We start from the raw sequence: 15031 nt of genomic DNA, 5'->3' as shown, positions 1-15031 counted from the left end.
AATGCGTCTTATTCAAACGCCAGTAAAGCGAAGCCGGGAATTTGAGGAGACCCTTCAAAAGCTTGGCGGAAAAGATGCCACCATGTTTCCGACCTTGAGGGAGGCGCTTACTTTTTGCGCGGTCCTTGGCTTTAAAGAGCGGAGAAAGAAACCTCTGAGCAGCTCGATCGGGACGGAGGACATCGCGGGCGCGCAATATCAGACCAATGATGCCGTGGATTTGATGTTTGCACTTGCATTGGCCGACGCAGGCAACTCCGATATTCTTCGCCCCGACAGAGAGGCCGATTGCGTCAAAATTTATGAAGAGTACGCAAACGGCGGCCTCGAGCTCGTGCAATCATGGATTGACCGCCATGCCAACATTGACGTTGAGGACGCAGTTTGGCGAGGCCTCCAGTCCATTGGGGTCAGGCCACATGACAAAAGCTCTACCCCCGAAGTCGTAGTCCCAGACTTCTGATGCTCAGAAAAGTTCAATTAAAAACGAGCTACACATCGGAAGTCGACGATATTTACGCCGACTTTTTCGTACCTTCGTTGTCCGCGTGCGTTAGCTACCAAAGAGCTGTGGGGTATTTCTCACTCGCTGTGCTGCTCAATGCACCGACAGCCCTATCTCAAATCATTGAGAGCGATGGGAAGGTTGAACTCATATTTGGAAAGCTGGTATCGCCTTCTGATTTTGAGGCCATCCGAGACAGTGCGATGGATCCCTGGGAAGATGCAGAGCTTCCCTCGTTTGCAGCCATAATCGATGATCACAAAGGAAGCCTTCTAGAATACCGTGTTCGCTTGCTTGCCTGGCTGTTCAAGGCTGGGAAGCTGGAAATGAAGGTTGCCATACGTCCAGAAGGACTTTTCCATCAGAAGATTGGCATTCTTCGTGATCGCTTCGGCGACGCTGTTAGCTTCAGTGGTTCCATGAATGAAACGATGAGTGCACTAGACCCTCGGTATAATTCCGAGGAGATAACTGTATTTAAGTCGTGGAAGGATGGACAACGAGAGTACGTCGAAAATCATCAGAGAATTTTTGATAAGCTCTGGTCGGGGCAGACTGAAAGCTCCACTATAATAACGTCTATACCCGAGGCTATAGAAGCAGGGTTAAATTTTGTTTCGGAGCAATTTCCTGAAAAGCCGACCATTAAGTCCGAAGACGAAAAGGTGAAGGACTTTTTTGCGCGTCGTTCGGGCGTGCTGCGCTCGCGCCCGCGCGTTCCAGAGCAATTCAATGGCAAGCCTTTCGAGATGCGTCCGCACCAGATGGCCGCGATACGTTCTTGGGCGGCGAACTCATACAACGGCATCCTAGAACTCGCGACCGGTGCTGGTAAGACTGTGACTGCCTTGTACGCAGCTACACGCTTGATCGAGCAGAATGATGGAATGGCGCTCGTAGTCGCAGTTCCTTATCAGGACTTAGCAGATCAATGGTGTAAAGAGCTTGCAATATTCAATATTCGCGCATTGCAATGCTATGGATCCCGCTCTGAATGGGAAGATGAGTTTAAGGCGTACCTCAATCGTAACAGAGGGCAGCAAAAAGAGTTTTTAGCTATCGTAGTGGTCAATAAGACCCTGAAAACAGAGCACTTTCAAACTCTGGCCACGCAGCTTGACCCATCGAGACTCATCTTCATTGGTGATGAATGCCATCACCATAGCGCTGAGGGCTTTGCTGGGAAGATGCTGCCGGGTGCAAAATTCAGAATTGGCCTATCTGCAACGCCTTTTCACTACCTCGATGAGGAGCGGAATGAGAGGTTGCGAGCCATCTATGATAAATCCGTATTCACTTACACCTTAGCTGATGCCGTTCGTGATGGCGTCCTGACGCCCTACGAATATCACCCCATTCCCGTAGAACTCACATTGTCAGAGGCAACTGAATATCTAGAACTCAGTGATCAGATTGCTCGACTTTTTGCCCAGTCGAAAGGCACAAAGGACAAGCAGAGCAACCAAAAAATGACCGCACTCTTGATGCGGCGGTCTCGGCTGATTGGGTCAGCTGCAAACAAGCTTCCTGCGTTGAATGATTTGCTGGATAATCATGGTAAGGTTGAACCCTATTCGCTTTTTTATTGCGGGGATGGCCGAACACAGATTGAATTTGATGATATCGATGATGCGTCGGATGATGCTGACAATTTTTTAGTCAAACAGCGCCACGCCGTTTCACAGATACTTGCTGCGCGAGGTGTTAGGGTTTCTCCTTTCACGTCGGAGGAAAATCGCTCACAAAGACGCGAAATCCTTCGAAGGTTCAAGGACGGAGAAACTGAAGCCCTGGTGGCGATAAGATGTTTAGACGAGGGCATTGATGTTCCCGCTTGCAGGACGGCCTATCTGTTGGCGAGCTCTAGAAACCCTCGTCAATTCGTTCAAAGGCGCGGCCGCATTTTGCGAAAATCCGAAGAAAAGGATTACGCAAAGATATTCGACTTTGTCGTTGTCCTCCCGGAAAATTACGTTTCGTCTTCACAAGACGCGAGTGACTTTCTCAGGAACGAGCTTGGAAGAGTCGCCGATTTTGCCCGAAATTCTCTATATCCGAGCAGCTCGGTTCAGCCACTAATGCCATGGCTTCGTCGCTATCGATTGGAGCATCTGGCAGTCTAATTTTCAGCCGCCCGGGTCCACGTAAATGGATCTCGGGCGCCTAATTTCCTCCTAGTGATTACGGGAGGTGAGTAGCCCCTAGATTTCTGGACGCCTTCGATCCTAATTTTGAGGACAGGAGGCGACGATGGGGAAGCCCAATTTCAGCGATGAGTTCAAGCGTGATGCAGTGGCCCAGATCACCGAGCGAGGGTATCCGGTAGCCGAGGTCTCCCAGCGGCTCGGGGTCAGCCCGCACTCGCTTTATGCGTGGAAGCGGCAACTGGCGAAGATCGTGTCCGGCGATGCCGGCAAGGATGCCGAGATCCGTCAGTTGAAGCGCGAGCTGGCCCGGGTGACGGAGGAGCGCGACATTCTAAAAAAAGCCACCGCGTATTTCGCCAGGGATGCAAAGTGAGATACGCGTTTGTTGCCGAGCATCGTGGCGAGTTCCCGGTTCGGTCGATGTGTCGGTGCCTGCGCATCCAGCCCAGCGGTTTCTATGCCTGGCAGAAGAGCCCGCTGAGTGAGCGGGCTCGGGAAGATGCTCGGCAGACGGAGTTGATCCGGCGGGCCTGGAAGGACAGCGGCAAGGTCTATGGCTACCGCAAGCTGCACGATGATCTGCTGGATCACGGCGAGACCTGCTGCCCCAACCGCGTCGCTCGGCTGACCAGGCTGGCGGGCATCAGGGCGCAGATCGGCTACAAGCGGCGGCCGGGCAGCTATGGCGGCAAGCCGTCCCTGGCGATCGACAACACTCTGGATCGCCAGTTCAACGTAGCGGCGCCCGATCGGGCCTGGGTGACAGACATCACCTACATCCGCACCTTGGAAGGCTTTGCCTATCTGGCTGTCGTGATCGACCTGTATTCCCGCCGCGTGGTGGGTTGGTCGATGCAGAGCCGGCAGACTACCGATGTGGTGCTGCAGGCTCTGCACATGGCGGTATGGCGGCGCAAACCGAAGCACCGGGTGCTGATCCACTCGGATCAGGGCTCGCAGTTCACCAGCATGGACTGGGCGGCCTTCATCCGGGCTCACAATCTCGAGCACTCAATGAGCCGGCGCGGCAACTGCCATGATAACGCTGTTGCCGAGAGCTTCTTCTCCTCGCTCAAACGCGAGCGCATCCGGTGCCGAACCTACAAAACCCGCGAGGAAGCCCGGCAAGACGTGTTCGATTACGTCGAGATGTTCTACAACCCGGTGCGCAAGCAGGTCAGGAACGGGATGCTGTCGCCCGTAGAGTTCGAACGACAGCAGATTTTGAAAGCGGAAGGCGTCTAGAAAACTAGGGGCTACTCAAGGGCTATTTATGACAAGTTACGCAAAGTTTGGACGTGCCATAAACCTCGTCTAAATCCTCCGCAATTTCGCCGGCAAGGATGTTTACAGGTTTGCGGGCTCTCAGGCGCTCAACCCGCTTAGCATGATCTCGCCGAATCTGAGCGAGACGTTCTGGCTCCGAGAGCTGATCCAAAGACTCTCCGTGACTCCATGTGAATGGGGAGCCATGCTCCAATGCGTTCTTTTCGTAACGTTTTGCTTCATCAAAAGCCTCAGGATGCTCCTCCAAAAGACGCGCCCATTCAATTTTCTGCTGATAAAAACAGAACGTGCACCCACTTCTGGAACGCCATCGATAATAATCGGGCAAGCCCAAGCCCGCCGCATCGAGAATTTCGTGAACTCCCGCTTTGTCGATCCCGGCCTGGCGGAAGGGTAGATGAACCTTCAGGTTTTCCTGCCCTGACACATAACCTTCGCGGTAGTCCTCGTCGGACCGGATGGCTACGTAGCTGTTGATGATGTCGCCAGCCGCTAGTGCGGGCCGCAACCACTCTTCAAATGGCTTGATTTTGAGCTGCCGCGTGCACCAGCGTGTTTGAGGCGATGGAAGAAAGTTATTATACTCCTGAAGCCAAAAATCAAAATCACGATCAGGGTTGAGCCTCAAGATCGGTTTCCCGAGGAATCCCTCTAGACGGCCCAAAAATTCATATACTTCCGGGAGCTCTTTCCCAGTGTCAGTGAAGAAATACTCGATATCGAGCTCTGGAGCCGTCTGCCGCATATATACTGCTAAGGCAGCACTGTCTTTTCCTCCAGAAATACCGAGAACATGCCGCTCGTTCATATCGTTTCCTCGGAAATCAATCCATGATCAGCAAGATCGCTAGAAAGCGACATTCCCAAGCGGGCAATGGCCCCAAAAGCGATGTTCGGGCTAGCCTGCGATTGCCTGATCAATTCCTCGATGCGGGCCGCCAATAGATCTGCACTCTCACGCTCTTCATCACTTAATTCCACAGAGGGGGATGCCGGCGAAGGGAAGTTGGGGTCGCTAATGTAGACCGCCATGCTAGTCCGACGATCCCCACGCCCTTTGAGGTGTGCAAGCCCCTCAGCGCGCAGAAACTGCTGCGCAAGCGCCGCAAGCTCAATTTTCGCGGCATCGATATCCCTGTCCACCCAATCTCGAGCAGGTTTGTTAGCGGCAAGACTAGCAATGCCTTCGATTTCAGCAATTGTACCACTGAATGAGCTTAGCCTTGTTGCAAGGGCATCCAGTCGAAAATTGCCTGAAAGGCCACGAACAGTTGCACACCTCTCATGCAACTTCTCATGGTTTCCTGTCACATCGTCTTTACAGCGAAGCTCGCGCAGAAGGGTCGAGGCAAGATCGCGCAACATGTTGGGATACGCCACCTCGAGCTCGAAGAGCGCTTCAGCAGTCGCAGCACCAGCTTTTATCGGATTCTCACCGAAGGAGCTAGGTATGTCTTCGAAAAGCAACTTGTTCGGGTCGTGAGATTTCAATCCGAGCTGCCTCAGTGCAAGGGCTTCAGGCGAAAGCATCGCTGTCCGTTGAACCCAATTGGGCAGTGATCGAACCCGCCCTACAACGACCTTCGCGACCTCCAGAGCGGTTGGATCGATGCTGCTCTCATTTTGCAGTGTTCTGGCGAGTTCAATGACTAGGGCTGCATGCTGCGTTGTAAGTTCGACATGGCGGGCCTGGATGGCGCGAGGATCCTGCAGCAGCCGATCCACGAGATACGTATCAAGCTGAGGCCGGAAAATCCCATCTAGATAAAGCGATGTTCGTGCGGCCCGCGCGAGTAGATAGGCCAGCCCGAGGACCGGCAAAAGGCCATCACGAACTCCGAATGGAGGCTGCCGCCACAAGTCGTAAATCTCTGCGAGACTGAGGCCAGAGACCGAGGACTCTAGAGCGGTGTCTGCTGCGTGCCACATAGGATACAGGCAGTGAGTATCGCCTTCGCCGGGCGGCAAAAATCCGAACTCACCGCCTCCTGTATCTCCATAGAGGCCGGTTCCAACCAACAAACTGAAAAACAGCCCCGCCTCTGGAGGATAGCCTTGAAAACCAAGCCGTTCCTGACCGCGGTTTTCGACCATAGCATGCAGAAGCAGACGAGTTGCACCTGCTGCGTTTGAGGACGGTTTTGTGCGGTTGATCAGTTCGTTATGAAGCTTGGGTGTGCTGGGAAATCTCAGATCAGCCAACCGTGAAGCCAGCAAGCTCAGGCCCGCTGGGCCTGTATTCCCGCGAAGGTCGCGAGCAAGATCATCACTCGGGCCATACCAATCGACCTGGTCGATTGCGTCGCGCAACCGATCATCTAAATCGGCCGATAAACGCGCCAAACGCGCATCAATTTCACGTCTAGCAACAGCATCGCCCTCGAGCGCGGGCTGCTGAGCCCGCACATACTCGAGCGCTGCCAAGTCTGAAGTAAGCTCGCGCAATCTAAAGCTGTCTCTCGTCCACCCCACCATGACTAGATGCTTTTGAGCCAAGGCCGCAGCCGAGCGCGCAACGCGCTTTGCGGTCTGTTTTGTCTCTTGGTTCGCACTCACCAAAATCAGGAAGAGGCCTGCCGAACCTGGCGCAGGGACATAGCTTCGAACTCGCTCTTCGGCCTCATGCAGAGGAGCAATGCCTACCTCAAACCAGCGGAGAGCACCGGTTGATTCATAATGCCTTTTTGCGAGAACTGGACTGAGAGCCGGCTGCTCTTCAAGGCGCTTGAAGTCGGTTCCAACTCCTCGCGCCCGAGCGTCATCAAGAGCCTTCTCAATGTCGAAATCGCTACCCGCGTAGATAGCGAACGACCCAGTATGCTTTCTAAATACGATAACCGACCATTTTATCAGGTCATCTGCAATTATCTGCCAGTGAGATGAGGGAATATTCCCAATTCCATGCCTTATTATCTCAGGCGTTGGCTGTAGTCCCGATCGGTCCTTAAAGAGATCGAGCAAGGCGATAGTTTTAATTGCGGCTAAATGCGTGTCGGTTCCGCCACGCGTTTCGCAACGCTCTATGGCATCGACAGCTGTCGACCAACGATGCCCGTCTGGTGAAGCCAAAATAGCCGATTCCAGGTTAGCTCGCAGGTAATCCCACAACTGATCCGCCCCAAACCTCGAACCATCGGCGCTAGTTGCAGAGAGATAATCCTGGAATCCGTATGGTTCGGCCGATGTAAGGAAGCCAAAAATGCTCCTCTGGCTTTGCCCAAATCGCCGCCGCGAAATGGGACCCAGCAAAGCTGCTGTCAGAGGATGCAGTGGCCAGCAGTTATTGAGCTTTGCGGCCAAGCGCTCGGCGTCACTTGCACGTCCACCTCGCATTGCAGAGGCTACGAGCAATTCACCCTCATGCGAGGCAACATCACCGCCAGGCCCTTCAATGGCGCGGGCAATCAGTTCGATCTGCTCATCGGAAGCAAGGTTTATGGGGAGGTCGAGGTAGCGGCCTTGGATTTTAAGCCACTCGTCCCTCCCTTCACGAGAAAGCCGTTGCGCATACTCATCAAATGCTTGGTGCAGAATGCCGACTATCAGCAGCCGCCCGCCACTTCGCGACGAAATTTCTGCTAGCTCTTGGAAGACGTGGATATCACCTTGCTCAAGCGCGGCGTTCTCAAGGAACTTACCCATTTCGTCGATTATGATCGCAAGCCCAGGTCCTTCTATCGAGGCGGCTATGCGACCCACCCAGCTTGCGAACGGCTCGTCCTTCGGACGGCGCAGAGGTCGATCGATGGTCGCCTTAATCGCGTCGCCAATCACAGCTTCCGCGTTAGCGCGCAGGCCTACAACAGCACAGACTTTCCAAGGATCTGAATTCGGCCGAAAATGAGATTTAATCTCATCCACCTCGTCGTGTGCGGCTTGGCGATCAAATGTCTTGTCCAGTTGCGCTGGATCACCTTGCAGCAAGGCGGCGAGTGCAACGGCTAAGCTCGATTTGCCGCTTCCATAAGGGCCTGTCCATGTGAAGGCGCTGTGACCAGTAACCATTCGGTGGCGAGCCATGGCATGCAGCGTATCAACAGCTGACTGGGGGCAAATATAACCCTGCAATGCCGCCGGATCGCCAATGTCCGTGTCCACTCTGACAGAGCGCGTAAACCGCCGCGAGACATGAACGATATCAGATAATTTTTTGGTCATGCTGCGATGGCCTGCAAATCTTGCTTGTACATCTCACGAAGGATCTCCCAGCGATCCACATTCACCGCATCATGCATGTAGAGCTGGCGCATCCCCGAGGACTCATCCCACCTGAGCCGCTCTCCAGATAATGACTCAAGACGCGCCAACCGATCAGCGACCGCCTCCTCGTCCATCAGGAAGACCTGCCCCGGCGCCCCCCTTTCAAAGGTCAAAAATTCAACCGAGAAAGAACGCCTATCGGGATAAATGTTTTCCCAAAAGTCCAACACAGAGAACAGGAATACTGCATCCGGGAGAGAAGCCTTAGGGCCACGACGAAATCGGAAGAGCTCGCCCACGCCGGCCGCTTGGATCAAACCAAGCTCAGCAAGGGGGCACTCAATGCTATCTTCTGGCGCACGACGCGAGCCCTTAGACCCGGCATAATACGTGCGAATTAGGCAATCGATGTCCCGCTTAATAGTCGACGTACTGACCGAACGACCTTTACCCATGCGCCCGGCTTCGACGAGCTCCTCACAGCGCTGCGTCAGCCTCCGACGCAGCAACTCCCTATCAAAACTAGGCTCATGAAACTCATTGAACGCCCAATGCCAGGCGGTCGCCCGTCCAGGCCTTGACGCAAGCATCCAGTGCAAGAGCCACAGAGACCCCGGATGCTCGAGGTAGGGATCCAAACCCTCGCCGAATAAAATATCCCCCAACATTCCAGTCGAAATTCTCGAATTTCTTTCGCCGGGAATCTCTCGTGAAATAAGAACGCTAGTCGCAATCGCCCAATGCTTCATGGACAAAACCATGTTGCGGCCAACACCGAATGTGGCAATTGACTTTTCGTCGTTAAAAATAGATCCGGGAGATATCCCGGATTTTTCCTCTTCGACTACTGCATCATATGCCTTTTTCAGCCAGCCATAACGCAGAGGGAAAGTCTCGTGCCCAGCGAAATGCAGCTTTTCCTCGCTGCTGTCGATGATGCTTTTTGCCATTGAATCCTCACTGGAACGCTGTTCCAGTTGATTGCCCCGCGGAGGGGGGGTAAGTCAACCGCCTGGTCTCACAAGCCAGGCCGAAGAAGGGCGTAATGACAATCTATCTCGACTATCAAGCCTCCACGCCAATCGATCCACGGGTAAAGACGGAGATGCTCGATGCGTTAGAGGAGGATTTTGCAAACCCGAGCTCGGCAAGCCACAGCGCAGGTTGGGCAGCACGTAAGCGGGTCGAGGATTCGCGAGCCACCATCGCGCAGATGCTTGGCTGTGACGCAACCGAAATTATCTTCACTTCCGGCGCAACTGAGGCCGACAACATTGGCGTGCTTGGCGCAGCTCTCGGCGCTCCCGAAGAGCGCCGGCGCATTTTGATCGGATCGACTGAACACAAGGCTGTAATTGAGCCCGCACAAGCCGCGGAGCGCTATGGTTTTACAGTAGAATATATCCCCGTCGATGAAAATGGATCTATTAGCCTTAGTTTACTAGAGAGCCACCTCGGCAATGATGTCGCTGTAGTTTCGCTTATGCTGGCAAACAACGAGATTGGCACAATCCATCCGATCAAGCGCATCGCGGAAATATCTGCCAAATTTGGCGCCTTTGTGCATACAGACGCCACCCAAGCGCCTACTGCCGTTGATCTGGACATGTTAGAGCTCGGCGTCGATGCAGCGAGCTTCTCCAGCCATAAAATTTACGGCCCTAAAGGTGTAGGTGCCCTCTACCTGTCCTCAGCCGCCCCTTGGCGCCCTCAGCCAGTAATGTTCGGAGGCGGTCAAGAGAACGGCTTAAGGCCAGGAACACTGCCGACCCACCTGTGCGTTGGCTTTGCAAAAGCGTTTTCTATTATCGCAGAAGAGGGTGAGTCCGAACGTAAACACCTTAAAAGGTTGAGGGACCTTTTCTTTAGTACACTTGAAATGCAAATTTCAGGCTGCCATCTAACTGCGAATCCCGCGCAGTGTCATCCTGGCAACTTGCACGTTAGCTTCAGCGGGGTCGATGCGGGCGACTTGCTTGACAGATTACAGCCTCACGTTGCTGCCGCGACAGGTTCCGCATGCACGAGTAGTCAAGCGAACTACTCACATGTTCTCAGAGCTATTGGCAAGGGCTTTCACGAAGCTCGTGAAGGCCTTCGACTGTCGGTTGGCCGCTTCACAACGATTGACCAGGTCCAAGAGGCGGCAGAGCGTATCAAAGCTGCAGTCGAAGATATCAGGCATTCCAGCCCAACGGAGAGGCGCAGATAGATCAAAGACCAGATCTGAGAATCACACAATCCGCGCCTTGGCCGTCTTCCGGAACACCACGCTGCCGATACCAGTCAGCGCCAGAACTACGGTCAGGACATCGGCTTGGGTAAGGCATCCGAAGCGAGATGATGCTCTTGCCGGATCAAGACGCCGATACGTGACGGCCTAGACCGAGTTGGAGAAGAGGCTGCGCACTCTCCGATGCAGGGCATGTTTTGCTGGTTACCATCCTCGTTTCTGCTATGTTCTAAGGAGCGGCGAGATGAATGCAATCATGAGCAACTTTGACATCGATACTGGCAACCGACCTGCATCCCGAAATTGGGATGGGCTGTCGGAGCTTGATCAGGCGCTCCACGAGAATCGCCTGATGGAGTATCGCATCAAGAAGTCATGGGCTGACCCCTGGGGACGGAAGCTGACGATAGTCGGCTTCATCTTAATTGGCGCAGTTTTCGCATTCCTAGCTGGAGCGTCATTCGGACTGTGGTGACCGTTGCAGGTCACCACTCCTTCACATCATCCGCTGCCTCGGCGCTGGCACCTTGCGCTCCCTTGGTTATCGCGTCCAGACGTCCCCTGGAGCCGCTGATCCTTTGGCGACCGGAAGCCTGAGCCCTCTGAACCTCTTCATGGAGATCGCCGGCGCCCACTTGGGGCACTGAACCGGAGCCGCTTCCGCCGGTCTGTGCGTTCCGGCGCACTGGCCCTGCGCCAGAGATGGACGGACGGGATACGGACTGTCCGGGGGCCAGGACTAGGCGATCTTCGATGCCGTCACGAAGCTCCTCGGCATAACTTTCAATGAACTTAGCCTGCATTGCCTGACCTTCCGGGCTGAGCTGGAAGGACACGTCATCGAACCGGGCATTTCCATAGAAGTCACGATTGCTCTCGATCTCGGCCAATCCCCATTCGCGGTATGCTTGCGATAGATTGAGGCTGCCTGCAGCGCTGTTGCCCTCGAAGAATGACGCCTGGCTCTCGAGCCGATTGGCGAGCTCTTCAGCTCGCCGTGCCTCCATCGTGTAGCTCTGGGCTTCTGTCAGAGAGGCATTCATGCCGCTTGCCGTGCTCGAGATCGAAGAGCTTGAAGAGGTACTGACCGAGCGCATGAATCCATCGCGGGTGCTCGACCAGTTTCGGCTATCCGACATCTGGGATAGGCTCCCAAAGATTCGTGAACGATCTTCCGAAGCGATGCCGATGTCGCTGTCGGTCCACGTGCGTGTCCCACCGCCCTTCGCTCCGATGCTCCCAGAGAGCACGCCATTTGAAATTCCGGCTTTTGCCCCGGCTTCACCACCGAGGAACCAGGCCGTCGAGATGTCATCGGCCGCTCTGCGCGAAAGCCCGAATTGCCGCTGCAGACTGGTCGATGCCTGATCGACCTCGCTGAATGCCGTCTGGATGCTGTCGGAGTTCGAAGTGCCGGTCGCGCTCTCGAAGTATGCGCCTTGGCTGAATTGGTCCCTGAGCTCGCGGAACTTGGTGACGGCGCTGGTCGTCGATTCCGTCGCGACATTGGCATAGGTCTCACTGTTGGCGCGGGCCTGCGATGCCATGGTTGAAAGGCGCGCCGTGAACTCCTGGCCCAGCGTCGGCGTGAAGGGGTAGCTGGAGTTCGGGATCTGGTCGTAGCTGCCATCCGGGAAGCTTGTGGTCATCGAGCCGGTGTCGCTGAAAGTCCGCGTCTGCGGCGCGCCGTAGGTAAAGCTCGGAGCAATCGTGCCTTGGGCGAACTGACGTGTGAGGACGCTAGAGTTTTCGAAGCTGGTGTTGCCGAGCGAGACATTGCCGGTGCTCGCCTCTCGGGCCGCTTCTTCCGCCGCGTTCTGGCTCGGGTTGAGGTAGCTCGTCGCGTGGTGCGAGATTGCCATGGCGCCCTTGGCCACACCCCCTGCGAGGAACGGCACCGAGGCGATGAGGTAGCCTGCCAGCAGGCCAATATCGCTGTTCACGTCAGCCATGCCGGTGAAGCTTGCAAGGCTGAGGCCGTTGCTGCCCGTGACCGCGCTCATGTCAGCCGCGCCCTTGTACATCAGCATCATGTGGAGGATTACGAACAGCGGTCCCCAGGCCGCGAGATAGAAGAAGCCCGTCACATAGCCCTTGAGTGCGACCGGCCCCGTCTTGGGAAGCAGGAACAGCGGGAAAAGCACCGGGAAGAGGGCGTAGAACAGCACGGTCAGCACTACGTTCAGGAGCGGGACCCACTTCATCGCGTTGCTCGCGATCGAACCATAAGTCCGCTCGGTCTGGATGTCGGCGCGGGTCTGGGCATAGACGTCGACATTGCCAGCGCCGCTGCTGCCGGACATCGAGTGCATGGCCTGGCTCATCGCATTGATCGTCAGCGTCTGCTTGAAGATCTCGGTCGCATTCGCTGAGACCCCGGTCAGGTACTGGTAGGCCACCGGCAGGTCGGCGAAGAGCTTGGCCTTGGCGAGGGCGGCGGTCTGGTTGGGGTAGAGCTGGCGGCCAAACACCGAACCCATCGCGTCAACAAGCCCGGCCCATTGCGCATTGAGCGTGTCGTAGGCGTCGCGGCAGGTCACGATGTTCGAGCTCACCTGACCAGTTGTCGCATCACGGGTCAGGAACCGTTGCGCCCGAGCTTGGCTTCCCGGCGCGATCGTCGCCCAGATGTCGCCTGTCTCCGCCAGCTCCTTCATCGAGTAGCGGCCGAGCAAGACGTCGTAGAACACACATTGCCGGAAATGCTCATCGAGATTGGCGGCGAACTCGGGATCGGAAATCCGCAAGGACCGGGTCGCATCGTAGAGCCGCGCGCCATAGATCATGCCGTTCTTTGAATAGTTGAGATCGCCCGGCAGGCCGAAAACCACTTCGGCCGAGCCCGTCAGATAGTCGCCCACCTGGCTGGTAAAGCTCGCCATGAGTGCCAGGCCCAGTGGCACATTGCTGACATTGGCAGGCGCAAGGCTGGGGTTGAGCCGGTCGGTCACATGGACATCGAGCCGCGGCACCATCAGGCAGGAGTAGATGAGCGTGGCGCCCAGGAACCAGTTGATCCACGCCCGCCAGTCCTGATTGAACGCCAGGGTCAGGGCGGACAGGCCAAGGCCCATAACCATGACCACCTGGAGCAGGCTTTTATAGCCGCCGTTACCGGTCCAGGCAGCGACTGCCTGGAAGACGTTGACCAGATAGTCGCCGCCGCCGACCGTGAAAATCTCGACCATGTCTATTGTCCCGCCTGGATGTGGTTGGGCCGGTCAGTGGGTGAGGGCGCGGCTCTGGACGCCGCGCGACCAGTCGAGCGATGCGGCCATTCCGGGTGACATCGAAGCCGCCAGCACGTTCTCGATGAACGCCGTCTTCTCGATGATCTGCAGCACCGCATTGACCTTGAGATGCGTGTTGGCCTGCCGGTCAGCGAGCGCTTGACGCACGACATTGACCTGGCTCTGCCACATCGCGATCTTCGCTTCGTCGGCCCCGATGAAGCTCGACATTGAGCGGCCCGCCTCGCTGACAATGCGGTCGAGCACGGCAAACAGCAGATCGACACTGGCGATCTCGGCCAGGGTCTCCCGGTCGTCGGTCGGCATGCCGCGGCCATAGGCCGCCTGGACGGTCAGGATCTTGTAAAGCGGGATCGAGGCGACCTGCAGCAGTTCCTTCTGCTCCTCGCTGATCGCAGTGTCGTCGCGGATGGCCTGAACCATCCCGCCAATGAGCGCCGCCACGCGTGGCCGCAGGGCTTTCGATGCCGGCAGGCTCAGCGACTTGAAGCCCGGATCGAGGCACTTTTCGGTTTCGTCGCAGTCGAAGATCAGGACATTGCCATTGGTGGTGCCATCCAGCAGCGAGGTGACGAGCGTCGACGAGGCTTCGCCGACGATCGGCACGAACTTGCCCGGCTCATTGTCCTTGGGCGGCACGTAGATGATCGTGCCCAGCAGCGTCATCGCATATTCGGCGAGCTCCTCGTCGAACTGGCCGCCGGGCGAGAAGAACGCCGACTTCTTGAGGATCGTCCAGGTGTAGTTTCGCGGCACGCCGGGATTGACGTCATCGTATTTGCCCGAACCCTGTGCGGTCGTGCTCGAACGCTGCCCCTTGGTGCCGCAGCCGTGCTTGGCTGCGGCATAATCGGTGAAGATGCCTTCGGAGTTGCCGATGGCTTCGCAGATCGCCTTGTCGGCAAGGTCGCCCTTCGGCCAGATCCCGCCCACCAACCCCTGCGCCATCTCGCAGGAGTTGATGTTAAGGTTGTTCATGAGCTGAGCCTTCTGGCTGAACTCCTGCATGATCTTCGAGCATTCCGGGCAGACCGTGTCGATCGCGAGGCTGAAGGCGAAGCCGACGGCATTGTTGGCGACTGCCTTCAGCATCGCCACGATCTCACTCGCGTTGATGAAGCTGAACGAGCCGGCGAAGATGTCGATGCCGCCGCATCCAGCGCGGGCGCGCGGCAGCTGTAGGTTGGCGATGTTGGTGGTCTTCTGTGGGAAGCGCGTCCAGACATTGCCGAGGCTGTAATAGCCGGCCGACTGCCCCTGGAACGCGGTTGGCCCGTTGACGTTGGCTGCGCCGCCGACGTCGTTCAGGAACGAGTCCATCGAACTGCCGACGTCCGCCGATGCGCCAGATAGCGGGAGGGTGAGGGGGAGGGTGGCTGCAAGGATCGCAGCGACGACTCTTTTCATC

At 56.3% G+C, this 15031-nt stretch carries 10 protein-coding genes; 5 read left to right on the top strand and 5 right to left on the bottom strand.

From position 1 onward, the window contains the following. The first annotated feature begins 1 nt into the window (after position 1). The 3 genes from EGM87_RS06940 (at position 2) to EGM87_RS06930 (ending at position 3897) form a co-directional block, all read left to right on the top strand. Positions 2-463 carry a DNA phosphorothioation-associated 4-like protein gene (locus EGM87_RS06940; RefSeq protein WP_137710381.1) on the top strand — a complete coding sequence of 154 codons (462 nt, stop codon included), beginning with the start codon at positions 2-4 and terminating at the stop codon, positions 461-463. Further along, complete coding sequence (locus EGM87_RS06935) at positions 463-2628, top strand: DEAD/DEAH box helicase family protein (RefSeq protein ID WP_137710382.1); 2166 nt, start codon at positions 463-465, stop codon at positions 2626-2628. Before EGM87_RS06940 ends, EGM87_RS06935 begins: the two co-directional genes overlap by 1 nt. A gap of 127 nt (positions 2629-2755) precedes the next feature. Next, positions 2756-3897, top strand: a protein-coding gene (locus EGM87_RS06930; protein ID WP_137710383.1) for an IS3 family transposase whose coding sequence is annotated in 2 segments (ribosomal slippage) — positions 2756-2996 and positions 2996-3897 — 1143 coding nt in all. Because the reading frame shifts where the segments join, the coding sequence is not laid out codon by codon here. Between the two features lie 22 nt (positions 3898-3919). Here EGM87_RS06930 and EGM87_RS06925 read toward each other — a convergent pair. Genes EGM87_RS06925 through EGM87_RS06915 form a run of 3 tightly spaced genes read right to left on the bottom strand, consistent with a single transcriptional unit; the run spans position 3920 to position 9089 of the window. Continuing rightward, complete coding sequence (locus EGM87_RS06925; RefSeq protein WP_137710384.1) at positions 3920-4747, bottom strand: phosphoadenosine phosphosulfate reductase family protein; 828 nt, start codon at positions 4745-4747, stop codon at positions 3920-3922. Continuing rightward, positions 4744-8097, bottom strand: coding sequence for an ATP-binding protein (locus tag EGM87_RS06920; RefSeq protein ID WP_137710385.1), 3354 nt, complete (start codon positions 8095-8097; stop codon positions 4744-4746). The genes EGM87_RS06925 and EGM87_RS06920 overlap by 4 nt, the downstream gene beginning before the upstream one ends. Beyond that, positions 8094-9089, bottom strand: a complete 996-nt coding sequence (locus EGM87_RS06915; RefSeq protein ID WP_137710386.1) for a DUF4007 family protein — start codon at positions 9087-9089, stop codon at positions 8094-8096. The genes EGM87_RS06920 and EGM87_RS06915 overlap by 4 nt, the downstream gene beginning before the upstream one ends. 95 nt (positions 9090-9184) lie before the next feature. Here EGM87_RS06915 and EGM87_RS06910 point away from each other — a divergent pair, with 95 nt between their 5' ends. Together EGM87_RS06910 and EGM87_RS06905 are read left to right on the top strand one after the other, a co-directional pair. Next, positions 9185-10351 carry a cysteine desulfurase family protein gene (locus EGM87_RS06910; RefSeq protein ID WP_137710387.1) on the top strand — a complete coding sequence of 389 codons (1167 nt, stop codon included), beginning with the start codon at positions 9185-9187 and terminating at the stop codon, positions 10349-10351. A gap of 265 nt (positions 10352-10616) precedes the next feature. Then, entirely contained in the window at positions 10617-10847 is a 231-nt protein-coding gene (locus EGM87_RS06905; protein ID WP_137710388.1) for a hypothetical protein, read from the top strand. Positions 10848-10857: 10 nt separating this feature from the next. On the opposite strand, the gene EGM87_RS06900 is transcribed toward EGM87_RS06905, so the two are convergent. Together EGM87_RS06900 and EGM87_RS06895 are read right to left on the bottom strand one after the other, a co-directional pair. Then, the gene (locus tag EGM87_RS06900; RefSeq protein ID WP_137710389.1) at positions 10858-13560 is read right to left on the bottom strand and encodes a conjugal transfer protein TraG N-terminal domain-containing protein; all 2703 of its coding nucleotides are present in this window, start codon (positions 13558-13560) and stop codon (positions 10858-10860) included. A gap of 33 nt (positions 13561-13593) precedes the next feature. Continuing rightward, positions 13594-15030 carry a conjugal transfer protein TraH gene (locus tag EGM87_RS06895; protein WP_137710390.1) on the bottom strand — a complete coding sequence of 479 codons (1437 nt, stop codon included), beginning with the start codon at positions 15028-15030 and terminating at the stop codon, positions 13594-13596. Between the last annotated feature and the right edge of the window lies 1 nt (position 15031).

The organism is Sphingobium sp. RSMS (assembly GCF_005406185.4).
Lineage (GTDB): Bacteria > Pseudomonadota > Alphaproteobacteria > Sphingomonadales > Sphingomonadaceae > Sphingobium > Sphingobium fuliginis.
The sequence above is the reverse complement of the archived record's forward strand: the minus strand, read 5'-3'. Positions and strand labels throughout refer to the sequence as shown.